We start from the raw sequence: 24,741 nt of genomic DNA on the forward strand, positions 1-24,741 counted from the left end.
GCAATACGTTGCGAGGGTAAAGGAGTAAAGCGATGGCAATAATCGAGGATATTCGAAACGAACTACTGCGTCTTGATGAGAAGATGGGTGAACCCGGTTACAAAGGTGGCCTCGGTTTCTCGATTTCGCGTGATAGCGGCGAGCATTGGAGAACGATCAAACTGTTGCAGGTAGCATCTGGTAAAATGGAAGACGTTACCCATGAAGGCGCGTTCATCCGCTATCCGGGGTTCAGCCTTACTAATGTTTTCGACCGCTTCGTTAGGGAGAAGATTGAAAGCACTAAGCACGTTGTCCTAACCCAGGTGGCGCGCAACTCTCTTGAGGGGTTCAATCACCTTTCGCATACATATGCTGGCAAATGGGACAGTAATTTCGATGATGACGGGTGGGCCGAGGTCGATAAGATGCACCGCGAAGCAGCGGCAGCCGGTGATGCTGAAACCTTTTCAATGGAGATTTTCAACGTGTCGCGACGTAACGCGCACAGGACGCTGACAAGCCTTATATTCGCCAGTTTCAAACCAAGCGCTAATGCGAAGGCTATCGAAATGAAACTGCTTCTCTCTTGATCTGAGCAAACGGCGAAGCTTCGTTCACCAGCGTTCACTCCGTAAAGCCCGTTCCTCAGAGCGGGCTTTCGTCGTCATAGGCCAAGCCATCCAGTAAATATTGGATGGGAATGAACAAAGCATCCATTGATTTAATCAGGCAGTTTGAAGGCTGTGAACTCACAGCATATCTTTGCCCCGCAAAGGTGCCAACCATCGGCTACGGCACAACCAAGGGACTGACACTCGCTGATGTAGGTAAGAAGAAGATCACCGAGGCAGAGGCAACGCGGTTGCTTATTGAGGACGTGACACGGTTTGAGAACGCCATAGCCAAATTGGTGAAGGTCAAACTGACCGAAAACCAGCGCGGCGCTCTCGTGTCTTGGACATACAATCTCGGAGAAGGCAATCTCTCAAAGTCCACGATGCTCAAGTACATCAACGAGGGCAGACCAGTTGCTGATATTGAACGCTCCTGGCTCCAGTGGGTGAACGCAGGTGGCAAGCGGTTACAGGGGCTAGTTCGTCGTCGTCAGGCTGAAATTGCGTTGTGGAAGAAGCCATGAGCGGGCTTCGCAACAATCTGGAAAAGAAGGTTGCCAAGACCCTTGGACCAGAGTTCGAATATGAAGCGCTGCGGCTCTCATACAGGGTCCAGCGCAAATATTTGCCCGACTTCATCGATGTCGCGGGGAAGAAGATCGTGGAAGCCAAGGGGCTGTTCACAGCGGAGGATCGAGCCAAACACAAAGCGATCAAGGCTCAACACCCAGAATACGAAGTGACCATCGTGTTCCAGAACGCACAGCGCACGATCACGAAGACCAGCAAGACCACATATGCGGGCTGGTGCGATGCCAACGGCATCAAGTGGAAACAGGCGTAAAGCAACAATCCACAAGGAACTTAACGAATTTTGAACAAGGGTATTGGCGAATCTACTCGCAATCCGTATATTACAGAGATCAGCCATGTTGGAATACCTCGATGGCTGATTGATATAACCTACTGAGTTATCAGTTGGGAAGCCTAAGTGCTGGCAGCGGCTTCTTTCGGAATACAAAGCCAGATGTAGTGACTTGTTCATGCTGCAGGGAGATGCAGCACAGCCACAAAACCCTGATTTTTGGTGCCAGTACGCCAAAGGGGCTGTAGAACCGGAAACGACATCTTCAACAGTTCAGGAGCACCGTTATGAACGCTAAGTTCATGAAGGGGGTCTTGGGTTGCTTGAGGATGATCGCGACCGCAAAGCGCTACGTAGCGTCGCAATTCCTTGCCGCATCCCCGATCACCCTTGTAGCCGCCTTTATCATCATGCTGTTTGGCGTGGGCGAAGTCATGTCGCATTACGGTTGGAAGTCACTCAAGTTAGCAAGCCTAATTGAGGTGGAAGCCGGAGATCGGCCAGAACCAACAATACCAATGCGCGACACGACGAGAGCCATAGCAGAACTTCTCGGTAAGTCCGAGTAGAGGTCATCGAGCGGTGCTGCGCGTGTATCGGACAAATGAGGCTTCAATCCCCGCTATTCGCTTAAATAGTCGGGCAGAACTCGCAGATCGATGGGTTCGATTTCGAAGGTAGACCCCATCATGTTCGACACTATTACATCAGCCATTGGCACCTTCCTCATCGCCACTGGTATATCGCCATCCCATCTAGTCGCAGGTATTGCCGGTGCATTCGTCCGCACTGTCATCCAAGGCAAACGGCTCAGTTGGGAACTGGTGTCGGCGTGTCTCGTCGGAGCGCTCTGTGCGATGTATCTAACACCGCTAGTGGCGAAGTGGTTCGGTATTGGACTGCTTGATGTGTCCACGATCAACGGCTTGGCCTTTGCCATTGGTATGCTTGGACTGTCACTGGCAGAAGGAGCGTTCAAGATCGCACATCGTTGGGCAAGCAATCCCCGTCTTCCCACATCAATAGACGCCAAGGGCTTTGCAGATGCCCTGAATGACGAGCCACCAAAGCCACGCCGCCGTAATCGTCGTCCAGACTAAGGCATTGATAAATATCTCACACACAACAAGTGAGGTAACAAAAATGAGTAACCGAAACGACGAAGCCTTTGCCGAGTTTATGGTGAGACAGGCGAAGAAGATCGTAGATCGCCACGACGAGAGCGATGCTCGCGCAAGGGCGAAGGCAGATGAATACAATTCAATGATGACGAACCTAGTCTCTCGTGGGACGCTTCCAAACCAGTACCATGAAGTGACCCTCTATCCGGGAGATTATACGGCGCTATTCAACCCCATTCGCTCTAGCGAACTAGAAGTCATCAAAGCCTACTTCAACGGCGAGGACGTGTTGACGACAATCCTCAGCCAAGAACGTTGAGGTGCAGCGATGGCAGATTTAAAATCAATACGCCGAGAAATCGAAACCTCACGCAGCAACATTTACGACCTGATTGCGCGTGTGGGTGTCGGGAAGCCCAATGACTATAACAACCTCACAATACCTCTAGGCCAACTCGACGAGATGGAAGCGGATAGCCGCTGGTGCCTCTTGAGTGAGACGGGGGCCAATTTCGGACCAAACGTTGGATCGCTTGATATTGAGGTAAATGGTCAAAACCTGACAGTGCCGTTTAGAGTGGTTCCGTATGTTGCTTGGCCTGACGTGTCACAAATTGCTGACATCGAGGTGGCGTCTAACGCATTAATAGGTGGCGATCAGCATCATCGAGCCTGTTTCATCCAGTTACCCGATCTGCAAACTGCAATGTTGTTCAAACTCGCCCATGGAGGTGCGTGATGCCCTACACGGTGTTCGTGGAAGTGGACCGGAATGAAGTTCGCAGCGGAGTTTGGCAATTACTGTTCAACGACACGTTCGACCTGACGGAACTGACAAACGCGGACAACGAAAACAGCCAAGCCCATGGATGGGGCATAACCGGCCAACACCACTTGAACGCGGCTGTCGTGAGCCTAATCCTCTATCGAAAACTGCAAGGCCACAGGTGGACGAATGTGCTGAACGTTGAGACAGGCAGCAATGCCGGGGCTGATGTCGAATTTCTGACGAAAGCCGACGCTATGGTGTTTAAACTTTCCTGTGGTGTCCAGTGATGAACAACTGCCAAATACATTATAAGAAGTGATCAGCATCTTGGTGATCATGGGCTCCTTCAACACGGAGTACGAGCCTGTGGGCGATTTCCTTTAGTTCCTCAAGTTCTTTGTCAGATACCTCAACATCTTTGCCGTCATTGTCCTTTCCGTTCCGATGAACGATGTGATGCCGCTTTTGTGCGATAGCCAACAGATTGCCTTTGTGTGTCTCATTCTCAAAAAAGTTAAACTTCACCACTGGCGCATAGAACGCGGCCACACCCTCGAAATCATGGAATGAAAATCGCTGGAGGTAGTCTTTGACATAGTTGAGCGGATAGTCTGCGTTCTTTGCTATGGTGATCAGACTGACGTTGTTGTCTCGAAACTTGGGAGATGAACCAATCAGGGCGATTAGTTTCGATTTGTCGCTGGTTACTGCTTTGATGAGGCGATCGCTCAAATATGCTTCCAAGGCGCTCACGTGGTTAAGGTAGAGCATTCGGTTGAAGGTCTGCTGAACCCTGCCCATGACCTCGGACCCATAGAATAGGTCATCGATTGCATCGACTGCTTTGCGGTACACGTCGTAGGGTTCGCTTGGCTCGTATTCGGCAAGGAACTCTTCATAATCGGTCGAACGGACATCGCGGACCCAAACGCCGAAGTGATCGCGCAAAACATAATGTCGCCCCTGCATACTGGCGTAAGCATCAACGACATAAGTCGTTTTACATGCGGGACAGGTGACGAAGTTCTCAACGTGACCATCCGCTTGATCAACAGGAGCATTCGGATCCCATGTCGCAGGTTGCACTAAGTCGTCTATCGTGACGGGACAAAGTGGGTTTGGACATTCAAATTCGATTTCCACGCTGTCTCTGTTGTCATCGAATACCTCTTCTGCAACCATCGATCACCTCTACCATCAAATTAATCGAGCGTAGGTTTAGCCGACAATGGAAAAAAGAAGCAACAATTCTTGCGGGAGCGAGCGGCAGAAGCAGCGTGCAAGATCGCACACCGTTGGACAATCAATCGTCGCCCGCCACGCTCCATTGATTCCGAGGGCTTTGCAGATGCCCTGAATGACGAGCCACCAAAGCCACGGACCGGTTCAAACTTCCCCACACCTAAACGATCTCTTTGTAGAAAGTTGTGAATTGTCTAAACGACGACTTGGGCGAGAAGTTTGCGGGATCTACTATGGGCTAAGCGAGTAGAGGGCGAAATGGCTGAAATAAAATCTGCGTCTAATGACGAAATTGGCAACGAATACAAACGCAAAGCCACAGTCGCGAGTTGGGTATACATGGGTATCATCACAATAGTCGTGGTGTGGCAGGTATTCCATTACGGAAGTCCCGATGATTGGCTGGAAAAAACGAAGTTAAACAATCTAGGTGATTTTCTAGCCGGTGTATTCGCACCCATCGCCTTTATCTGGGTCGCAGTCGCAGTGTTCATCCAAAGCAGAGAGTTATCGTTGCAACGAGACGAAATGGCTTTGATGCGAGAGGAGTATAAGCGCAACGGAGACATACTGGATCAGCAGGCTAAGACGGCACAAGACCAAGCCGATACTGCTTGGCAGCAACACACAGCGATCATGAGCCAGAACCGGTTAGCAAAGGAGGTAGCCAACGCCAATTATAAAGTCGTCCTCTTTGAGAAGAGGTTCGAGTTGTATAAGTTCTTCAAAGATAAAGAGATGTGGTTCTTCCCTAAAAAATATAGTGACGTCCGAGAAATGACTGACAACGTCGAGAAAACAAAGTTCGTTTTCGGCAAGGAAATATATAAACTTACGGAACCCGTCAGAGACACTTTATTACACTGCGGGCAAGCCATTGCGCATCTTGATTTTAAGCACATTCCTTTCGAAGAGGCTGAAACTCGATTTGGGGCAACAGATGATGCTACAGTTCTCAGTTTTGAAGACACGACATTACGACTGAAATACCTTGAAGCACGTAAGAGTGTTGATGAGGTTTGGGGGGCTCTCGCGACAGCACGGATAAGTGCAGCCATGGAAGAAGCGCTTACAATCAATGGATCAATCGGTGATAGCAAATCTACCGCGTACGAATTAGACATATGAGTGTCAGGTAGAGCCCGACAGAAACAGCGACAAAACAACGTGCTCCACGATTTCCTAAGACTTCACATATGGACAACCCTATCGCCCAGCCCGCTCTTAGTGGCGCGGATAATCCGCAGGGCAGGGTATTGTTAGCCTTTAGCATCAGAGGGCAAGAGTAAAGATCACTCGCCCTTTTGTTTTTTCGGCAGCAGACAAAGAACGCACGTTCACTGTCTGAGGTCGCTATGAAATACGTCGCTTACTACCGAGTTTCCACACAGCAGCAGGGCAAGTCTGGCCTGGGACTGGAAGCCCAGCGCAGCGCTGTTGCAGCGTTTGTTGGCAGTCATCCAATCCTTGCGGAGTTTACAGAGGTCGAGAGCGGTAAGCGCGATGACAGACCTCAACTGGAAGCCGCGCTGGACGCGGCGAAAGCCCACAACGCTATTCTGATCATCGCAAAGTTAGATCGTCTGTCTCGTGATGTGCATTTCATCAGCGGGTTGCTCAAGCGTAATGTTCCGATCAAAGCCTGCGATATGCCAAACGCGGATAACTTCCAGTTCCACATAATGGCGGCTGTTGCGGAGAAAGAACGCGAGATGATTGCCGAGCGGACCAAGGCGGCAATTGCTGCAAAGCGGGCGAGGGGTCAGGAGTGGGGGACAAACAAAGCCCGCACCGAACAGGCCACGGCGTTTGCAGAGGGCATTCACACGCACGTCCAGACGCTCATCCGCAGCGGTACTGATACACCCGCAGCAATTGCTAAAGCCCTCAATGAAGCCGCTATACGGACGCCGCGTGGTGCCGAGTGGGGAACAGGTCAGGTTGTAAGGCTACTTCTAAGATTAGGGCATGTATAAGGGTGCACCACCCCCTATGGGCTCTTTAAATTCTCTAACAGATGCTACACCAATTTTGATATGATTGTCACAAACGCTAACGAGGCTGGGTTGTAACGATGGGTGAGAACAAAAACGACGTTCCCGATATTGTCTTGCTTAAAAGTGAAATCGAGGCTGCTGCCGCCCGAGTTGCTGAGAAGGCAATGAACGATACGTGGGGCGGTTTTGCAGCATTCTCAGGTGATGTATTTGGTGGGCTTGTTGGTGATCGCATAAAACAATGGCGCACAAGAAACTTGATAGACGTTCTAGCCAAAACCCGCGATCACCTGGCAAAGCATGGTGTCAGCATTGAAAATGCCAAGACCCTTCCGATGGGGGAGGTCTATGCGATTTTTGAAGGAGCGAGCAAGACTGATGACGTTGATCTCAGCGACATGTGGGCAGCGTTGCTTTCGAATGAGATGAACCCAAGCAACAAAACGTCAGTAGATCCATCTTTCCAACGGATTTTGAGTGAATTGAGCGGCCTTGACGCCCGAATTATGCATTATCTCAAACGCCACGAAAACCTAAGCGAGGAGCGGCAGAGCAAAAGAGACGAGGTATTGAAACCAAAGGGCGTTGCCTTATCGAATGAAGAAAAAGAACGTCTAGATATCGTCGAGAAACTGAATTTTATTAAAGTAGAATATGAAGGGAAGCAGAAGGCTGCTCGTGATGAAATCGTATCTCATTATTCAACGGATAACATCTCCTACTCCGTTTCAAGTTTGGTGCGCTTGGGGTTGATAAACAACGGGTCGGGCGGTTACGCTGGTGACACTCTGGTACAGGCTGGAATGCGGAGAGGCGAAATAGAATTAGATACCAGTGGTCTTAGAAGCGAACTGCAGTGGGTCTGGGAGCGCTTTGACATGATGAGCGAAGACAACAGGCCCATGCCCAACCTTTGGTATCCATCGTCTGTATCAAAGGGCATGGAATTTCCCAACTATTCGCTCACAGGTCTAGCGGAACGTCTTCTGCATGCCTGTTCGTAATCAGGTCGCCTTGGATTGTCAGCGGCTATCGTGATGGATCGTAGGGATAGCATTTGTCAGCCGCTACAGTTTCTTGAACCCTCGTCAGATGATGCACTAAATTGATGTGAATTCGATACTCTTCTGAGAGGCAAAACGAATATTTTCTTGTGCGTAAACAGCATATGGGAGTTGTACGTGGGGCCATGACTTGGCAGATTGAGTTCAATCAAAAGCGTTACTGAAAGATTTCAATGCCAATAGTAGACATATTCTCGAAAAGGCAGCGCAGGGCGCGGGGCGATGTGATTGATACATATCAGTATGAAACAATGTCCAACGCGCTTCGGACAACCCTTTTTTTTGCGATTCAAGATGGTATGGGCGACTACGGCCGATTTCGGATGAACACTAGTGCAGGAAATACATACGCAGGCATAGTAAAGATATTACGTCGTGAATACGGCGTTACTCAGTTGGTGCCCTACGTATCAAATGAGTTCGAGGAGATTCAAGACTTCTTCGTTAATCGAGCAGAGATCGACGAAGCCCTAGACGTTCTTGAATTATGCTGCGTGACTATCGACAAGAACGTCAGGAGCAACAACTATCTCACGAAGGGAAGTGGCAACGCCTTTTTTGACGGCGTTTTAAGCGAAATCAACCATCGGCTCAAAGAGGCCGGCGTCGGATATCAGTACACGAACGGTGAAATTATCCGTGTCGATTCAGAGTTGATCCACGCCGAGGTTGTTAAACCCGCGCTTCGACTGTTGAATGGTCCCGAATACGCTGGGCCTCAAGACGAGTATCTTTCAGCGCACCAACATTATCGCCATGGCAACAATAAAGAGGCGTTGGTCGACTGCTTGAAGGCTTTCGAAAGCACGATGAAGGCTATCTGTGACAAGCGGGGATGGCAACGTGATTCCAATGCGACCGCCAGCCAGTTGATTAAATTACTCTTCGAAAAAGAACTTGTTCCTGTGTTCTGGCAGACGCAAATGAACGCGCTAAAGAGCAGCCTTGAAAGTGCCGTACCAACTGGTCGAAATAAGTTGGCTGGGCATGGGCAGGGCAGTGAGCCTGTGAGTGTGCCAAATTATCTGGCGAGTTACATGCTGCATATGACCGCCTCTACCATTCTGTTTCTCGTAGAAGCAGAGATTGCGCTCGTCTAAATGCTGAAGAAATTTGCAAGATCAGTTCTTCGGCAAGAAGATCACTTGGCCGCCGATGTGCAACCGGCGATCACGTTTGCAAAAGGCGTGAGAGAGTTCGTATTCACGACTATTGAAAGTCTTGTGGTATTGGCTGCACTGGAAATCGCTTTGGCGAGGCAAGGCGCTCTTTGGTTGTGGGCCATTTACGGTGTCGCATGGCTCGCGCTTCTGACTTACCTTGTGATGTACGCTAGGTACGCAATCAATTTTTTAGCGGAAATCTTGGGGCTCTCTCATAAAAACAGAGAGATGTTCTTGTGGATCGCCGGAACACTTTCGCTGTGTTCATCGTACGCCTTCATGTCCTTCATCCCCGCAGTCACTGCCGCCTTCATCAAAACGAACTTCATGCAATAATTTTAGAGGGTTCAGTCATAACATGAATTGGCCAGTTGTTTTACAGACCGCCTCCGCCATGATTGCTGCGGCTTCCTTCGTGTACGGCGTTGGTGCGTGGCGTCGCACTACAATTGGCCAGAAGCGCATCGATTTGGCGATACAGACGATTATTGCATTCCTAGAAGTCAAACATGCGTTTGAAGAGATCCGGTCTCCGGTAACTGCTACAGGTGAAGGCACCACTAGGCAAATCAAGCCAGGGGAGTCCCAACGTGACGCTGAGATTGGGCGAATGGCATTTGTGGCCATTGAGCGACTTAATAGTAGGTCGGAAAAGTTCATCGCGGTGGCCGCTCTAAGAAATCAGCACCAAGCATATTTTGGCAAAGATAATCTGACTGCTTTCGACAAGGTCGAGGGGATACGTCGTGACATTTTCAAGTCTTCGCTTAAACTCGAATTGCTTTGGAAGCGGCAGGGGCAAACCTTTCGAACCGAACAAGAGAGAGAAAAGCACTTGGCAGATATGGCAGCCGCCGAGGCGGTCTTTTGGGAAACGTTTTCAGAAAACGATCCTGTCGGCACCCGCATCGACGCGTTGATGTCAGATGTCGAAAAGTTTTGCCGTGAAATTATAGAGCCACGTCCGACATTCCAGTCTCTGAAAGAGAAGGTATTTGCCCAACAAAAACATTTTTGGTCTAGGTGATATTATTTTCCCGTGATCCGCGGCAATCTTCGGTTGCCCTGAGTTGTCAACGGCTATTGATAGAGAAGCACGGCAGCAATTGTGCTGCTGGTGCAAGGAACTACACAATGGCAAACGCACTGGAAACTCTCAAGGCGGCAGCAACAACTGGTCACGTTGGCGGTCAGAACCCGGTCGAAATATTCTACGCGAAACTCAAAACACAGATCGATTACGCTGGTCAGGTCAAAGAAGGCAAGGCCATCAATACGCGGTCGCTATGGTTCCGCAAGCAAGGCGCAGAATACGTTGTTCGTATCGGTCGCAACGCTTTCGAAATCGCAGGCAGCAAGTTGTTCAAAGCCGCTGATCTCGATGGAGTGGCGGTAATCCTGAATGCTGCGAAGGAAGCAATTCAGGCGGACACGAAACTCCAAGATAAAATCGCCCTGCACAGCATGGAGCGCAGCGAGCGGCTGAAGGTTGGCCGCTCGAAAAGCAAGAAGGCCAAGTAAGCAGCGATTGTTTGCGCAAGCAATCGGAACGAGCCCCGGCAGCAATGTCGGGGCTTTTCCATGTCCAGCGCATGGCCAGGCGCAGCACGCCGCAGGCCCCTTAGGAGCGTCAGCGGCTGGTTCTTTGTTGTCCCGCGCATCAGCGCCGCGTTAGGGAGCGAACGCGCTGTATGAGCCTCCCATGGTCCCGCTGCTATTGCCGATCTTTAACTACCACTGGCCGCCACACGATCCGTTCCGGCACTCGGTCAAAGCCGTCGGGTTGCAGGAAAATCTCACACGCGCCGGGATCACATTGGCTGCACCTGAATTTAATCGTGCGGTAGTCTCGATGGCGACCGTAAACACCCGCGAGGTCATTGGCGAAAGCCTTGGCTTCGCGCTTGCATTGCTTGCAAGTGGCTACCACCATCATTCGCTTCTCAGCAGCATATCCAAGGCTTCTATCCGGCATAAGACCAGAGTAGAACATAACCAGAACATTACGCAAGGGGGCCCGCGTTCATCCACAGGCAGAACCTTTTCAAACAACCAAGTCGCGGTTCTCGCAGTTCGCCTTGAACTTCTCCACGTCGGCTGCGCTTTCACAACCTACAAGAAACAGTACATCGAAGTTTTCAGTCTCTTCGTTGATTTTACCTTCGGCTAAGAACACATCGCATATCAACACATCAACACCCGCATAGCCTAAGCCAGCGTCCATCATCGTGGCCTGATAATCTTCGGCTACCCGTTTCCGATCATATATGAGCCAATGACGGCCAGAAGTGTTCAACTGCCTCAATAGGGATAGGTCGCTGTCGCGGTCGCCTGAGAACAGCGTGTGGTCGCCACGGCTATAACCCGCTTCACTCGTGCTCAGTGTAAGTCGTCCATAATAGTCAGGCACATTCGCAATGATGCCTTTCAGACGCTCAAACGTCTCGTTCGCGTCGAGTGGGTTCTTGAAGTAATAGGCCATTCACAATCTCCTTGGTTGCACCCATCTACAACCGAAATCGTTACTCCGATATTTCCAATAGACAAAAAAACCCCGGCATCGCTACCGGGGCTTGTCTCATTGTTCAAAAAGATCGGCGTCATCCACTGCGTACCCGTACTTGGGCAACGTTTTAGTTGAGGTGAAGTCAAGCCCGCAGTAGTCATAGGGTTTGATGCCTGAGAGTTTCAGCAGCATCGCATAGTTGGCGAATTTATTGATGTCGCCCTTGACCGCGAATGTACTTGCAATTGCGAGAACCGCTATATCGTTAACTGTAAGCGTGTCTTCTTCATCGAAGTCGGCTTCCTCTGCCTCTTTGACAAACGCCTCTAGAAACCATTGCCAGTCACCATTATCTTGAGACACTTCAACCATCCCTGCGAGACTATGGTAGGTCACATTGAATTTTAATCCCGTCGCAGTGCATTCGGCCCTGTGCGGTATGTCTGGCGCAGGCACTTGGTCATGGGTAAATGGAGTTCTCACAAGGATTTGCTGGTAGGCGATGTCATCATTCCATTCGGTTCGTACCTCAATGAAGTTTGTTAGTAGTGTCCATTGAATATCAAAATCACTGAATGTTTTCAGTGCATCATCTTTCGCGCTCATCACACGTTCCTTTGATTCTCAAATTGTTGGGGAAGAGGAAGTGCTGTTTTAAACAGCACTTCCAGTCGGCTGTTACGGCGCAGTGCCGCGTGTGATGATCTCTTCAAGTACGCCGTACATTTGACGGTAGGAGCACAGGCGAGATGTGTCCGTTGTGAGAGCCGCACGGAGAGTACTGTCGGAAAGTTCGATGCCTTCTCCCGCCAACACGGACTTCGCAACCGGCAGAACGTCTTCGACAGTGGTTGCCGGGACATGCACGGCTTTGCACCGATCCCTGACGGGCGCTGACAACGACTGTAGATGGTTCGTCGTGAGAATGAAGAAGACGCCACTTTCCGTGGATGGATATTTCGTCATCAAGCCTTTGAGGCTTTCCATTCCCTGTCGGCTGAAGTTATCCACCTCATCGAGGATTATCACTCGAAGGCTGCGTGAGTTTACCGGGAATAGCCCAATCATGTTATCGATGCGGCGAACCGCTTCAATGCTGGTGTCGCTGCTTACATCGACGAACGAAACATCGGTCGGATGCATATCTGGGGCCATTCCCATGGCCAGCGCTTTCGCAAACGCTGTTTTGCCGGTGCCATGAACTCCAAAGAGTAGGAGTGGTCTCGTGAATGTCTTACGAATGTACCCATTCGCAGCCAGCAGCAACTTTGGATCGTGGGTGAAATCCTTGATTGCCGACTTCGGGGTGTGTTTCTCTATCAGTCCCATAATGCTTCCTTTCATGGAGGTTTGGGAGCACCGGAAGTCATTTCCGGCACTTTGTTCTGAACTAGGGGTGGGTTGGATTACTTCGCGGGAACCGCGCTTGCGGCTTTGTTGATCGCCGCCTCTTGCTCGTCCGTGACAGGCTCCGCAGGCGTGACCAATACATTGCTGAACCGTGGCTTGATCGGTGAGGACATTGCCTCGCCCATCTTGCGCCACATCGTATCAACCACGTCACCGTCGCTGTAAGCGAAGACAACATCCATATCGCCAGCGTCGTTGAACTTGGCGAGCAGAACCATGTCACCGTTGCCTGCCTTGATATCAACTAACGCTGAATTTGGAGCCGCAATTGTCACCATGGCCTTGTACGGTCCAGAGGCGAGCGCTTTGGCCTTCTGAACATTCCGCATGTTCGCTAACTCACGAGTATTAGCAGCACCCGAACTGTCGGGCTTGCTGATTTTAGCGATGCCCTTGTTTTCGATGATCCACGCGGCCAAGCCTTCCGGTGTGATGCCAGCCGCGTCGGCTTTCTCCATCACAGTGCTGTAGGTGCTGGCAGTGGAACTATCGATGCCACGAAACACGAGTTTCGACGCTATCCCAAAGATGGTCGAGTGCTTCTGTGTGCCAATATTGTTGGCCTTGGCAGCGATCTTCAAAATCTCGATATCGTACTCTTTGCCGATAGCCATGGCATGTTTCATGACTTCGTACAGGGCAGTATCTGCCCGTACGTTCAAGTCCTGCCACGCCTTGAACTTCTTCGCTGCTTCGCCCAGATCAAAGAGTAGCGCGGTGTCTCCAACACCATCGATTTGCTTCTGTGTGATTTCGAGTGTCATTGGCTTTCCTTTGTGTTCGCCGTTTCGATGAACAAAAAGTAGCCCAGACCTAAAAAATCATGGGACGGATAGCGACAGGTAAAAATCGTTTAGAATCATAGACTTAATTTTCTCGTTTTTCTCAAAATAAGAAGCGCCGATCTTTTTGCAGGCGTTCTCATACAAGGAAAAATACCGATTGGCTGTTTCCGCAAGCCCAAGATCAGCCACGCATTCTTTGCTTCCACGCTCTACAGTTTTTGCGCTGAACGCGGCAAGGGCCAGCCGCACGTGATCATTCGACCCGATGTGGGTCAGTTCCTCATATCGAAACCGCTTTCGCAATCTCGCTAGATTGGGCTCACGAATGAGAGGATCATACTTCGCGTAGCCTTCGAGTTCATCGACGATTTGACCGATCATGCGACATGCTTTGTAAACACGACGAAGCCACCAGCGTTGCCGAGCGTTCAGGTAAAGCGTCGTTTGGCGCAGTTGCTCTATTTTCTCTCTGGCTGTCTTACGGACTTTGCGTTTACGACCGCGACCTGGCCGCTTTGATCCACGTAAGGTAAAGCCATCTCGTCGCATAATCCGGCGGTCGTCGGGATCATGGCTGCGTTCGAACGCAAGTGTCTCTTCGGACAGCCCGCTCTCCGTTTCTCCTGACCGGCGCTCCTGCAAAGTTAAGCCATCTTGAAAAGTGACGTTCGAGAGCCGCTGGAACTCTGCAATCTTTGCCGCTCGTTCGGCTTCCGTTAAACGGAACGTACCTGCGTCGATTGCTAAACGCACTTCGCGAAGCCTGTTCAATGTGTAGTCGTTCGACGTGGTTCGGTACGCGAGGACGCTCAGCAGTTCCCGCTTGCGTTCAGTACGGGCTTCTTCTGATGTGAAGTTTCTGTCGGCACGTTTGTAGGTGTGGGGGTAAAATCGGTCGGGATCGAGTTGTGCGATCTCTACGGGCAGAGTGCGCTTTGCCAGTTCGACGCCTTCTTGAAACGACAGTGCAGCATCTAGTTTTTGAAAAACAGACTGATACTCCCTCGCACTGGAAATCGCAGCGCCGAGAACCTGTCCGCGAGCATCAACTTCTTCTTCGTCTGTAGGGCTGCCTACCATACAAATTCCCCAAACTCGAAAATTGGGTTTAGCGTATGAGCCGTAAAGTGTTGCTTAAAGCAGCACTTAGTTGGGAAGGCTTGGTTGCTGGGCGACATCGATCACTTCTGCGTCGATGATCTGACCCTGTAGGGCTTTTCGTGCGCGGGCTGCATCGGCAAGGATATCAGCCATATGTGTGACCTGCACATCGACATCGACTTTCTGCGCGGCCTTGCTGACGAATGGTGCCAGAAACATATCCGTGGCTTTCAAACGCACCATCTCGTTCGTGCTGTTCATCATCAGATGATAGGCCACCTCCACGGCTTCTAGCGTTTTAGCCTGTAACGCTTCCTTGATCTCATCCGGCACAGGAGGGCGACCCTTTGGATTGCCGCTTTGCCCCGGCTTGAAACTGTTACGAGCCAGCGCGGCTTTCTGCGCCTCGCTTAGTTCACGTTCCTTTTTCGCCATTATGCCTCCATCTCATGACCACCAAGCATGGCAAGGAACTTCCGGCCATCGTCATCGTAGGTGAAGTCCACGACAAACGACTTCGAACTGGTCTGTTCGAATTTGTAGTCCTCACTGATCGTCGTCGTGATCCATGTTCCGAAACGTTTTTCGATCCATTGAGTCGTTGCTTCTTCGGCTGCAATGCCGGGATTGATTTTCAGGTACTCGTTAAGCCCGTTCTCTCCGCGCTTATGGCCTTCTGCGATTTCATATTGAATTTTCATAGGTGTGCTCCTGCTGCGAGTATTTAGCCGGAGCAAGCGTTTGAGCGCCCAAAACGTGAGGTGAAAATAAATAGCCGGACTTAAACAGCCGGTAGACAAAATATGAACCTCAATGAAGAGGAGCAAAAGCAGTTCTTGGAACTGCTCAAGCAATTCCACGACGATATAGAATTATTCGCAATCTCATTGTTCGGGCAAGATAATGCCCTTCGCCCCAAGCAGATCGAGTTCTGCAACGCTTTCCGCAACAACAAGCGCATAACGTTCAAGGGTGGCGTTGGCTTTGGTAAAACCAGAGCGCTTGCAATCCTCGTATGGTGGAGCCTGTTCACACACGATCAGGTGCAGGTAACGATCTTTGGCCCGAATGAAGGCCAGATCAAATCGGGCATCTGGAAGGAACTGCAAATCCTTCACGGGAAGATGCGGCCCATCTGGAAAGACCTCTGGGACGTAACTGCAACCCGCATTCAGCGCGCAAAAAATTCAGCCGACTGCTTTGCCGAGTTTCGTCTAGCCAACAAAGACAACGTCGCATCGGCACGCGGTATTCACCAGATCAATAACTTCGTCTTCGTAGACGAAGCCACAGGTGTTCCCGATGAGATTTACACAGAAGCGCTCGTCAACGTGCTTCGTGACCCCAATGGCAAACTGTGCCTGATCTCAAACCCATCCAGCACCAGCGGCTACTTCTGGGAAACATGGAACGGCAATATAGCGCCGATGTGGACAAAGGTGCACGGTCGCATGACCGACGCCCCGCATATCACAGCAGAAGACCTCAAAGCCGCTGAAATTGAATACGGGGGCAGGTTCTCACGCGAATACAGAATTCTCGTCCTTGGTGAATTTCCCCTAAGCGATACTGACGGTCTTATCCCCCGTAACCTCGTTGAGCAGGCCATCGAGAACGAGGACGCAAAGCCCTCTGAGCGCTTGCCCATCATATGGGGGCTTGATCCGGCTGAAGGCGGCGACCGCAGCGTGTTGGTGATCCGTCACGACAACAAGGTGCTGGACGTTCACTCATGGCGCGGACTGGAAACCAAGCAACTCGCCATCAAGGTCCGTGACCTCTATCAGGCAACGCCCAAAGCGCAGCGACCTATCGCGGTATGCGTTGACGCTATTGGTATCGGCAATGGCGTGTGGAGTGACCTCCAATACATGGGCCTTCCCGCGAAGAAGGTCATTGTCTCGTCCAGCCCGACACGACGCGCTGATTTTTACAGCCGCTTGCGTGACCAGTTGTGGTGGGAGTGCAAGGAGTGGTTCGCCACTGAGAACGTCTGCATCCCGAACAACGAAGACCTCGTCAAGGAATTGCTGCTTCCAACGTATGAGAGCGAGAGCGGCAAGATCAAGGTCGAGAAGAAGGCAGACATGAAGAAGCGCTTTAAAGGCGTTTCTCCTGACCACGCAGATGCGTTGTGTCTGACATTCGCGATCAGCCCCACGAGATACGCAAGCAAGTACGAGTGGACGCCTCCGGTCGATCTTCGCCAGTACGAGTGACGGAAACGCGCCTCACAATAAATACGGGACAATCAATAAAAAGAAGAACGGCGGATAAAACCGCTGCGAAAGGCCCAATGGCGAAAATCACCAAGACGAAGAAGATTGATGAAGACGCGATCACTCGCAGCATCGCATTGGCAGTCAAAGAAGCAGTTGGTGTTTCAGTTACAAACATCGCGAACAAGCAGGAAGAAGCGCTTAAACTCTACATGCGTGAACCGTTCCAGACCGACAAGGCTGGTGATGGAAAGAGCAAGTGGATCAGCGCAGACGTTCAGGAACGTACGGATTGGGCAACATCAAATCTAATCCGCGTCTTCGATAGTCAGAACCAAGTCGTGAGTTTTTGCCCCAATGAACCAAACGATCAGCCCATTGCGGATCAGATGACCGACGTTTGCAATTTCGTCGTTCGCTCGAAAAACTCCCACGTCGCAATGCTTAGTCCATGGGTCAAAAACGGCTTTCTCACTGGCCTTGGCATTACAATGGTTGAGTTCCGCAAAGAGCGTGAGGAATTGAAAGAGGAAGTGCTAACCGGCCTCACAGATCAGCAACTGGTTGATCTCGTCGCGCAGGAAGAAGCAGGGCAGATCATCATTGAAGAGCGCGGCGAGACATATGATGCTCCTGCGCAGGCAATGCCGGGAATGCCGGAAGAACTCGCAGCAATCGCAGCGCAGATGAAGCCAAAGGTTCGCGACATCAAAATCCGTCGCATCCGTGAAATTCGTCAAATGAACATCGTGAACCTTCCACCGGAAGATTTCATCGTTTCCAAGGACGCGCAGTTTGACCAGCAGAGCGGCGGTATCAAAGCGAAATTGCAAGGCCACAAGCGCACGCTAAGCCGCGCCGAACTGCTGGAAATGGGCTTCGACAAGGCCAAGGTTGCGTCGGTTCCGTTAGCCAATGCCGAGAGCGATGGCATGGCTTTGCAGCGCTCCAAGGAGACCGATTACGATGATGGTATTGGCGAAGTCGAAGATGATGTGATTGTCTACGAGGTCTACACGAAGATGGCGATCACTGGCGAAAAGCGTCGTCATTACCGCATGGTTTTGGGTGGTGATCTCGAAAACAAGCCAGTGCTGCTCCATTATGAGGAAGTCAGCAAATTCTACCCATACGCCGCATTCGTCCCGTACTCGATTCCGAACACCCTGTTCGGTCAGGGAATGGTTGATCGAGTTGGCCCGACACAGCGCCTTGTCTCGCAGATCACTCGTGCGCAGCATGACAATCTGAACAAGTCGGTAAACCCGATTACCGTCTACAATCCAGACCTCGTTCGTGCTGACGACCTTCTAAATATTCACGCCGGTAAAGCAATCCGCAGTGAAGACCCAAGCGCGGGCATTTCGTGGGTGCAGCATCCATTCACAGCGATGCAGGCGCAGCCGATGCTCGAAAGCCTCAAGCAGGACTTGGATTACACAACGGGTGTTGGTGGTGCACTGGCCTCCGTAAACGCTTCGGATTTGCAAAACACGACAGCAACGGCAAATGCTCAACGCGCTAGCAGCCAGCAGATGCTTGTCGAACAAATCTGTCGTGAGTTCGCAGACACCGGCTACCGCTACCTGTTCCGCATCATCGTTGATCTGTTCGTTTCCAATCCCCAGGACGCGGAAATCTACATTCGTCGCCTCACAGGCAATTATACGCCGATCCAGATCGACATGTGGGATGCTGATATGGACGTAACAGCGAACGTTGCGTTTGGCGTTACCGACAAAATCGGCAATGGCGCAAACCTGAACATGATCCTCGGCCTACAACAGCAGTTGATGCCAATGGGCTTGTCCAATCCACAAACGCTGTATCACACGGCGGTCAAGATTGCTGAAAACAGCGGCGAGAAGAACGCGACACCGTTCTTTGTCGATCCATCGACATTGCCACCGCAGCCACCGGCTCCACCACCACCGGACCCTAACGCTGCGCTGATCGAGGAAATGCGTATCAAGGCGCAACTGGATCAGGAAGCAAAGGCCCGCGAATACGAATTCGAGATGCGCAAACTCATCATCGAAAACGACTTCAAGCGCGACCAGATGGCACAGGACTTGGAAATCAAGCGTACCGAAATACAAGCGAAATACAACGCAGAAGTCGATATTGCACGCATCCAGCAAGAGCAGGCACGAGAGCGCAGCGACGTTGATTTCGCCATCGCAGCGCAAGACGCGCAAGTGCAAATCAAAGCGGCTCAACAGCAGCAGGCACAACAGGAACAAGCAGCGGCGCAACAGGCAATGCAACAGCAGCCTATGACCCCTCCGCAGGCTCCCATGATGCCTCCACAGTTTTAAGGAGTAGACCATGAATCAAGAAATTATTGCACGCGGACAGAACGCAAAGCGCGTTCTGGCATTGCCAGAATTCAAAGCGCTGGTTGACGAGGTGCAGACAGAACTTTTCGATCAGTTCCGCAAGACCAACGTAAACGACCGTTCGGAACGCGAGGAAGTCCATCGCATCGTTTACGCATGTGACCTCTTCATCCATCGATTGGAGAAGTACGTTGCTCTGGCAGAGGACGAAATAAGCCACTCGCAGCAAGTGCCCGACGCATAAGAGCAAGCAAAACGGTGCGCCTCAATAAATACGTTATCACTAACGTTACTGAGGTAATTTATGGAAACGACCAACACTCCCAATGAGGGAACTGGTTACTCTGTGGCGGAAGCCACCGCACACATCGAACAATTCTTGGACTCCGAAGGAACAACCGAGCAAGTAGATGCTGATAACGAAGCCGATGAGGTTTCAAACACCCTAGAAGCAGAAGTCGAGAACGACACGGACACACTGGAAACAGAATCCGACGAAGCCGATCTTGAAGAAGCCGAAGGTGAAACGGAACAAGCAGACGAGCCTACCGCTGTCGATCCAAACGAAATCGTGTTCGAGCATGACGGACAGAAGATTACTCGTGAGGAAGCAACAAAGGGATATCTGCGTCAGTCCGACTACACGAAGAAGATGCAAGAAATCGGATCGCTCCGCAAACAGTGGGTCGTTCAAGAAGTCGAATTTCATCAGGTTCGTGCTCAATCTGAGCAAGCGCTTAACAACCTAGCCGCTCACGTTGCACAGGTATTCGAAATGTCCGATTTCGGCCAAGAGCCGGATTGGGAATACGAATTCCAAACTGATCCTTACGAAGCAAATTTGAAGCGTATTCGTTGGGAAAAGGATCGCAATGCATGGCAGCAGAAGCAGAGCGCCCGTGAAGAAGCCGTCAAGGCGATTTACGATGCACAGAATGAGGTGGCTCGTCAAAACGAGGCTCATCTGCAAGCAAAGCGACAACACGAAATTATCGAAAGTCGCGAAGTCCTTGCAGGGCGTTTGCCCGACGTGTTTGGCGATCCGAAAAAGGCCAATGTCCGCTTGGTGGAAATGTCCTCGTTCCTACAGGATCAAGGTTACAGCCAAGACGAAATCCTGAACGTCACTGACGCTCGCACCATCGCCCTTGCGCATTACGCAATGGTCGGAATGGAAGCGGCAAAGAAAGTCAAAGCGGCGGTTCAGAAGATTGAGGCCAAACCAGCCCTAACAATGCCGGGAACACAGCAGCGTGGGAAAACTACGTCTGCATTGGAGAAGGACGTTCAAAGGCTAAAGCGCACCGGATCGCTAGACGACGCGGCAAGCGCACTCAGCAAACTACTATAATAAGGAGAAGCCAAAAATGGCCACTTACACCAGTTATTCCGCCAAGAACGTCGCAGAAGACGTTGATGGTATCATTAACAACATCGATCCTACAGAGACACCGCTGTACTCATCCTTGAAGAAGCGTTCCGCTTCTAACCGCAAGGTTGAATGGCTGTCCGACGAAATTCGTCCATCTAACCCACAGAACACAGTCGCAGAAGGCGCTAATAGCGTTGATAGCGTTCTGTCTTCCCCAAAGCGCCGCAACAATTACGTTCAGGAATTTCAAGGCGTGGTCAACGTTTCGGATATCGCGAACGCTGTTGGCACTATCGGTTACAAGCAGGAACTTGGCTACAAGATCGGTCTTGAGGGCAAGGCTCTCAAACTCGATATTGAAGAAGCGATCGTTGGTAACAACCCAAGCCGTCCCGGCGTGGAAATGACACAGGGCGGCTTGTTCGCTGGTATGGAATCTTGGATTTCTACAGCAGTTTCACATGGTGCTGGTGGTGACACGGACGGCTTTGATGAGAACACCCATCTCGTGTCCGCTCCTGTCGATGGAACACTCCGCGATCTAACCGAGGAATTGCTGCTTGATACGCTGCAAATTTCCCATGAGGCAGGCGGCAAGCCATCGAAGATCATTCTTCCCGCTGGATTGAAGCGCGCCGTTTCTCGTTTCTCGGGTGACGCTATTCGCAACATGGACACCAAGGATCGTAAGGTCACGAATACGGTTTCGATCATCGAAGGCGACTTCGGGATCTACGAGGTCATGTATCACGACCGCGTACGTTCTCGCACTGTGATCGCTTATGATCCTGACCTGTGGGAATTGGCTACATTGCAGGGCTTCAAGCAAAAGGACCTACCAGCCAACGGTTCGTATCAACGCAAGTTGCTTAATACAGTCGTGTCCCTTGTTTGCAAAAACGAAAAAGGCAACGCGAAGATCGCGGACGTAAAGCGCGCGACTGCTTAATCGCATAACCACTACTGGTGGGGGTCAAAAGGCCCCCACTGCACCCAATAATAAAAATAATAATGGTGCAATTTGAACAGAATTCTTTTTGAGACAAAGCCAGACGGCACGCAGATTTGGTGGCACACGGACGGCGTTCATATCATGATCGAGCACGTGGTCCCGGTCGAGCAAGTGATCGACAATAACAAAGCAGCAGAAGCGGTTTTCAACCGAAGTGGACGCCTCGGTGATCTCGTGCATCAGGCCGAACTCCCGGCGCAAATGTATTTCGACTTGCTAGAGCAGGGCGTGATTGAAGATCGAGACCGCCTCAAGCGCTTCCTGAACGATCCAGATAATAAGTATCTGCGCACGAACAATCTGAGGGTTTAATATGGCCCTCAATACATACGACCAGATCAAGACAGCGGTTGCCGATTACATCATGCGACCAGATGCGCCGATTGATAGTTTCATCGCCCTCGGCCAATCCGATGTCGCGCCTTTCATCAAACACTATTTGCAAGAAGCAACCGTCAATCTAACAACGGCTGCGAATGCGGTCACATTGCCAGCGGACTTTCAAGAAGCCCGTCGTGTCGTGGTTGATGGCGAATTAGCCAATCCCACGAGCATCTACCGCAAGGACTTCATCGCTTGCTCTGACAATTATTACCAGAAGGGCAAGCAATTGGTGTTCGTCCCTGAGAAGGACACGAGCCGCAGCGTTGAACTTTCCTATTACGCACGCTTCCCATTCATCGACACCACACATCCGACGAACTGGCTAACTGAAAACGGCTTCTCATCCGTGATCTTCCACGCTGCGCTCGTTCGTGCTTATCGCTGGATGAAGGACAAGGACAGCGAAGCAGTCGAGAAGAACAGCCTGAACGAAGCCATTGCCAACGTGGTCGCAGATCATAACCGCGCCACAGGCAGCGGCAACCAAGTCGAAATCGACTTTGGAGGGCCACTGTTTTGATCCTCGATAGCGTTTTCGGCCCATGGCGTCCCGACCTTCCAGACCTCAACAATCCCGGTGTCACTGTTGCCCGCAACGTCACTCCTGGCATCGGTGCGCTCAACGGCTCCGTGACCTACAACCCGCTTCGTCGTGCTGCCGTATTCTCAAACACTGCGATGGCAAGTCGCCCAACTGGAACAGCCGTAGGGCAAGACCAGTACGGCAACGCTAAGGTCTATGGTGGCTGCGCAAGCAAACTTTATCGTCTGTCACCAGAGACACGCGCTTGGACGGATATGAGCCGCAGCGGTGGCTACACGAGCGGCAGTCGAGATCGCTGGAACTCTGTTGAATTCGGTTCCTATCAGATTTTCAGCAACTTCAACGATGATCCCCAATACATCGACATGAATAGCGACGATGCACCGGGGACAACATTTAAACCGCTCACGTCGCTGGCTCGTGGCCGCTACATCGGCACCCACAAGGGTTTCGTGATCCTCGGAAACACATGGGACCCGCTCGACGGTGCAAAGATCAATCGCATCCGTTGGAGCGGTCAAGAACTTCCCGGCGATTGGGCATTCTCAGCGCAGACACAAGCGGACTTCCAAGATATTCACGGCTACGGCGCTATTCAGGGCATCGTCTGCAATGACAGCGTTTGGATCTACATGCAGCGTGCCATTGTGCAGATGACCTACATTGGTGCGCCCTACGTGTTCCGCGTTGATACTCGTGTTGAGGGCAAGGGCTGCACAATCCCTGAAAGCCTCATTACGGTTGAGGGCAAGACGTTCTTCTTTAGCGAAGATGGCTTCTACATGCACGAGCGCGGCGACCAACTTGCACCCATCGGTATTGGCAAGGTCAATAAGTATTTCCTAGCCGACGCAGACGTATCGCAGTTCCAATATATGACCGCTGTTGCCGATCCTCGCGAAACGCTCATCTACTGGTCCTACGTTAGCAACGAAGCCGTTGATGGCACGCCGGATAAGATGCTCATCTACAACTACCAGACAGGGGAATGGTCAGAAGCAGAAGCAACCGCCGATTTCCTGTTCAATGCTCGCAGTTTGCCTTGGACGATTGATCAGTTGGACAAGTACGGCAGCATCGACAATGTGCCAGCAAGTTTCGATGATCCAATCTGGGCCGGTGGCAACGCGATGATGTGGGCCATGGACGTGACAGGCAAAATCTACTCGTTCTCAGGTCCGACACTATCCGCGTTGATCGAAACACAGGAACAGCACCTGATTAATTCAGTGCGTGCGGTTGATCCTCGCTTAACAGGTGATCGGACTAACGTACTTGGTGTCAGACCGTTCTTTGAAGGGTTTGGCGCAAGTGTTGCAATCAGTGTTGGGTCGAGAAGCCTCAGCAATGAGGAAGTCACTTGGTCAATACCATCGACAACTCATCCCGATACAGGCTTCGCTCCGTTCCGATTGCAGAACCGCTTTCACCGCTTTCGTCTTCAACTGAATGGCGATTGGCAGAAAGCCTACATGGTTCAAATCGACGCTAATTCTGCTGGCTTCCGCTAAATACGGGAACAGGCGAGGTGAAGCGTGCAAAGCATTTTCAATCCAGACGACAAACGAGCGATGCAACAGGTCATTAATGACCTCGTTCGTCAGTTCGAAAACACTGGAACGGTAACGCTCGCAACTTCAACAACGACGACAACAGTCAGCAATCCCAAAGTGCTGCCGACAAGCGTTGTCGTTCTACAGCCCACAAATATTGGTGCAGCCGCAGTTGCAGCATCAACATTTGTAAGCAGCAAGGCAAGCGGACAATTCACGATCACACACACGAGCACAACAACGGCCCGCGTGTTTGACTACGTGGTTCATGGAGCGTGATGGCAGTTACTAGGATCGATACCGCAGAGCAATTCCACACTGAATATCCTCGTGTTCGTGAATGGCTGGCTAAAGCGTTGAAACGTCAAGTCTCAGGTGGCAGCGAAACTGACCTCCTACAGGGTTTGGTGGATCGCAAATACCTGATGTGGACAAGCGACAATGCTGTCGCGGTTACAGAACTAATCAACGCCGATGGCGCTGATGTTTGCCACCTGTATTTGATCGGTGGGAAGCGAACCAACGCGCTGGACGAAATTCTAGGCGATGGAATGAACGAGGTTGAACAATGGGCAAAATCGAAAGGCTGCAAAGGCTTTTCAGGCATTGGACGACCGGGATGGGAAAGCGCACTCGCTCCACACGGTTTCAAAGTGCAGTCGATCAATTTGTATAAGGATTTTGAATAAAGGAATTGCG

General features: G+C 51.2%; 33 protein-coding genes. 25 read left to right on the plus strand and 8 right to left on the minus strand.

The window, feature by feature from the left end; translation table 11 throughout:
- The first annotated feature begins 32 nt into the window (after positions 1-32).
- The 8 genes from ACQZ51_RS04105 (at position 33) to ACQZ51_RS04140 (ending at position 3,638) form a co-directional block, all read left to right on the plus strand.
- Entirely contained in the window at positions 33-572 is a 540-nt protein-coding gene (locus ACQZ51_RS04105; RefSeq protein WP_448775365.1) for a hypothetical protein, read from the plus strand.
- A gap of 110 nt (positions 573-682) precedes the next feature.
- On the plus strand, positions 683-1,120 hold the full coding sequence (locus tag ACQZ51_RS04110; RefSeq protein WP_448775366.1) for a lysozyme: 438 nt from the start codon (positions 683-685) through the stop codon (positions 1,118-1,120).
- A complete protein-coding gene (locus tag ACQZ51_RS04115) occupies positions 1,117-1,440 on the plus strand; it encodes an endodeoxyribonuclease (RefSeq protein WP_448775367.1) in 324 nt (107 codons plus the stop codon). Before ACQZ51_RS04110 ends, ACQZ51_RS04115 begins: the two co-directional genes overlap by 4 nt.
- A 308-nt stretch (positions 1,441-1,748) precedes the next feature.
- Positions 1,749-2,030 (plus strand): hypothetical protein, encoded by a 282-nt coding sequence (locus ACQZ51_RS04120; RefSeq protein WP_448775368.1) that lies wholly within the window; start codon positions 1,749-1,751, stop codon positions 2,028-2,030.
- A gap of 120 nt (positions 2,031-2,150) precedes the next feature.
- Positions 2,151-2,561 carry a hypothetical protein gene (locus tag ACQZ51_RS04125; RefSeq protein WP_448775370.1) on the plus strand — a complete coding sequence of 137 codons (411 nt, stop codon included), beginning with the start codon at positions 2,151-2,153 and terminating at the stop codon, positions 2,559-2,561.
- Between the two features lie 43 nt (positions 2,562-2,604).
- Positions 2,605-2,901, plus strand: coding sequence for a hypothetical protein (locus ACQZ51_RS04130; RefSeq protein ID WP_448775372.1), 297 nt, complete (start codon positions 2,605-2,607; stop codon positions 2,899-2,901).
- Positions 2,902-2,910: 9 nt separating this feature from the next.
- A complete protein-coding gene (locus ACQZ51_RS04135; protein ID WP_448775374.1) occupies positions 2,911-3,321 on the plus strand; it encodes a hypothetical protein in 411 nt (136 codons plus the stop codon).
- Positions 3,321-3,638: a hypothetical protein gene (locus ACQZ51_RS04140; protein ID WP_448775375.1), complete on the plus strand. Its 318-nt coding sequence runs from the start codon at positions 3,321-3,323 to the stop codon at positions 3,636-3,638. The genes ACQZ51_RS04135 and ACQZ51_RS04140 overlap by 1 nt, the downstream gene beginning before the upstream one ends.
- 19 nt (positions 3,639-3,657) lie before the next feature.
- Here ACQZ51_RS04140 and ACQZ51_RS04145 read toward each other — a convergent pair whose 3' ends face one another.
- Complete coding sequence (locus ACQZ51_RS04145; RefSeq protein WP_448775377.1) at positions 3,658-4,533, minus strand: hypothetical protein; 876 nt, start codon at positions 4,531-4,533, stop codon at positions 3,658-3,660.
- Between the two features lie 318 nt (positions 4,534-4,851).
- Between ACQZ51_RS04145 and ACQZ51_RS04150 the strand changes: the two genes are divergently transcribed.
- The 7 genes from ACQZ51_RS04150 (at position 4,852) to ACQZ51_RS04180 (ending at position 10,338) form a co-directional block, all read left to right on the plus strand.
- On the plus strand, positions 4,852-5,721 hold the full coding sequence (locus ACQZ51_RS04150; protein WP_448775378.1) for a hypothetical protein: 870 nt from the start codon (positions 4,852-4,854) through the stop codon (positions 5,719-5,721).
- Positions 5,722-5,948: 227 nt separating this feature from the next.
- Positions 5,949-6,569 (plus strand): recombinase family protein, encoded by a 621-nt coding sequence (locus ACQZ51_RS04155; protein ID WP_448775379.1) that lies wholly within the window; start codon positions 5,949-5,951, stop codon positions 6,567-6,569.
- A gap of 98 nt (positions 6,570-6,667) precedes the next feature.
- Entirely contained in the window at positions 6,668-7,594 is a 927-nt protein-coding gene (locus ACQZ51_RS04160; protein WP_448775381.1) for an Abi-alpha family protein, read from the plus strand.
- Between the two features lie 233 nt (positions 7,595-7,827).
- Positions 7,828-8,754, plus strand: coding sequence for an STM4504/CBY_0614 family protein (locus tag ACQZ51_RS04165; RefSeq protein WP_448775383.1), 927 nt, complete (start codon positions 7,828-7,830; stop codon positions 8,752-8,754).
- Between the two features lie 45 nt (positions 8,755-8,799).
- Entirely contained in the window at positions 8,800-9,153 is a 354-nt protein-coding gene (locus ACQZ51_RS04170) for a hypothetical protein (protein WP_448775385.1), read from the plus strand.
- Between the two features lie 22 nt (positions 9,154-9,175).
- A complete protein-coding gene (locus tag ACQZ51_RS04175) occupies positions 9,176-9,844 on the plus strand; it encodes a hypothetical protein (RefSeq protein ID WP_448775387.1) in 669 nt (222 codons plus the stop codon).
- A gap of 107 nt (positions 9,845-9,951) precedes the next feature.
- Entirely contained in the window at positions 9,952-10,338 is a 387-nt protein-coding gene (locus ACQZ51_RS04180; RefSeq protein ID WP_448775389.1) for a hypothetical protein, read from the plus strand.
- Between the two features lie 523 nt (positions 10,339-10,861).
- On the opposite strand, the gene ACQZ51_RS04185 is transcribed toward ACQZ51_RS04180, so the two are convergent.
- The 7 genes from ACQZ51_RS04185 to ACQZ51_RS04215 form a co-directional block, all read right to left on the minus strand.
- Positions 10,862-11,299 (minus strand): hypothetical protein, encoded by a 438-nt coding sequence (locus tag ACQZ51_RS04185; RefSeq protein ID WP_448775391.1) that lies wholly within the window; start codon positions 11,297-11,299, stop codon positions 10,862-10,864.
- A gap of 96 nt (positions 11,300-11,395) precedes the next feature.
- Positions 11,396-11,929, minus strand: a complete 534-nt coding sequence (locus ACQZ51_RS04190; protein WP_448775393.1) for a hypothetical protein — start codon at positions 11,927-11,929, stop codon at positions 11,396-11,398.
- Positions 11,930-12,001: 72 nt separating this feature from the next.
- Positions 12,002-12,652: an AAA family ATPase gene (locus ACQZ51_RS04195; protein ID WP_448775395.1), complete on the minus strand. Its 651-nt coding sequence runs from the start codon at positions 12,650-12,652 to the stop codon at positions 12,002-12,004.
- Between the two features lie 77 nt (positions 12,653-12,729).
- Positions 12,730-13,497, minus strand: a complete 768-nt coding sequence (locus ACQZ51_RS04200) for a hypothetical protein (RefSeq protein ID WP_448775396.1) — start codon at positions 13,495-13,497, stop codon at positions 12,730-12,732.
- A 57-nt stretch (positions 13,498-13,554) separates the two neighbouring features.
- Positions 13,555-14,598, minus strand: coding sequence for a hypothetical protein (locus tag ACQZ51_RS04205; RefSeq protein ID WP_448775398.1), 1,044 nt, complete (start codon positions 14,596-14,598; stop codon positions 13,555-13,557).
- 66 nt (positions 14,599-14,664) lie between these two features.
- Positions 14,665-15,054 (minus strand): DUF5681 domain-containing protein, encoded by a 390-nt coding sequence (locus ACQZ51_RS04210; RefSeq protein ID WP_448775400.1) that lies wholly within the window; start codon positions 15,052-15,054, stop codon positions 14,665-14,667.
- Positions 15,054-15,320: a hypothetical protein gene (locus tag ACQZ51_RS04215; protein WP_448775402.1), complete on the minus strand. Its 267-nt coding sequence runs from the start codon at positions 15,318-15,320 to the stop codon at positions 15,054-15,056. Before ACQZ51_RS04215 ends, ACQZ51_RS04210 begins: the two co-directional genes overlap by 1 nt.
- 102 nt (positions 15,321-15,422) lie before the next feature.
- Between ACQZ51_RS04215 and ACQZ51_RS04220 the strand changes: the two genes are divergently transcribed.
- The 10 genes from ACQZ51_RS04220 to ACQZ51_RS04265 all read left to right on the plus strand — a co-directional run bounded on the left by ACQZ51_RS04220 (position 15,423) and on the right by ACQZ51_RS04265 (position 24,731).
- Positions 15,423-16,838 carry a terminase large subunit domain-containing protein gene (locus ACQZ51_RS04220; RefSeq protein ID WP_448775404.1) on the plus strand — a complete coding sequence of 472 codons (1,416 nt, stop codon included), beginning with the start codon at positions 15,423-15,425 and terminating at the stop codon, positions 16,836-16,838.
- A 77-nt stretch (positions 16,839-16,915) separates the two neighbouring features.
- Entirely contained in the window at positions 16,916-19,156 is a 2,241-nt protein-coding gene (locus ACQZ51_RS04225; protein WP_448775406.1) for a portal protein, read from the plus strand.
- A gap of 10 nt (positions 19,157-19,166) precedes the next feature.
- Positions 19,167-19,421, plus strand: coding sequence for a hypothetical protein (locus ACQZ51_RS04230; RefSeq protein ID WP_448775408.1), 255 nt, complete (start codon positions 19,167-19,169; stop codon positions 19,419-19,421).
- A 60-nt stretch (positions 19,422-19,481) separates the two neighbouring features.
- Entirely contained in the window at positions 19,482-20,528 is a 1,047-nt protein-coding gene (locus tag ACQZ51_RS04235) for a hypothetical protein (protein ID WP_448775409.1), read from the plus strand.
- 16 nt (positions 20,529-20,544) lie between these two features.
- Positions 20,545-21,498 carry an SU10 major capsid protein gene (locus ACQZ51_RS04240; protein WP_448775411.1) on the plus strand — a complete coding sequence of 318 codons (954 nt, stop codon included), beginning with the start codon at positions 20,545-20,547 and terminating at the stop codon, positions 21,496-21,498.
- 144 nt (positions 21,499-21,642) lie between these two features.
- Positions 21,643-21,873 carry a hypothetical protein gene (locus ACQZ51_RS04245; RefSeq protein ID WP_448775412.1) on the plus strand — a complete coding sequence of 77 codons (231 nt, stop codon included), beginning with the start codon at positions 21,643-21,645 and terminating at the stop codon, positions 21,871-21,873.
- Between the two features lies 1 nt (position 21,874).
- Positions 21,875-22,465 carry a phage adaptor protein gene (locus ACQZ51_RS04250; protein WP_448775414.1) on the plus strand — a complete coding sequence of 197 codons (591 nt, stop codon included), beginning with the start codon at positions 21,875-21,877 and terminating at the stop codon, positions 22,463-22,465.
- On the plus strand, positions 22,462-24,000 hold the full coding sequence (locus ACQZ51_RS04255; RefSeq protein ID WP_448775415.1) for a hypothetical protein: 1,539 nt from the start codon (positions 22,462-22,464) through the stop codon (positions 23,998-24,000). The genes ACQZ51_RS04250 and ACQZ51_RS04255 overlap by 4 nt, the downstream gene beginning before the upstream one ends.
- A gap of 24 nt (positions 24,001-24,024) precedes the next feature.
- Positions 24,025-24,321 carry a hypothetical protein gene (locus ACQZ51_RS04260; RefSeq protein ID WP_448775416.1) on the plus strand — a complete coding sequence of 99 codons (297 nt, stop codon included), beginning with the start codon at positions 24,025-24,027 and terminating at the stop codon, positions 24,319-24,321.
- Positions 24,321-24,731, plus strand: a complete 411-nt coding sequence (locus ACQZ51_RS04265; protein WP_448775417.1) for a hypothetical protein — start codon at positions 24,321-24,323, stop codon at positions 24,729-24,731. Before ACQZ51_RS04260 ends, ACQZ51_RS04265 begins: the two co-directional genes overlap by 1 nt.
- The last annotated feature ends 10 nt before the right edge of the window (positions 24,732-24,741 follow it).

The organism is Agrobacterium sp. CG674 (genome assembly GCF_053521645.1).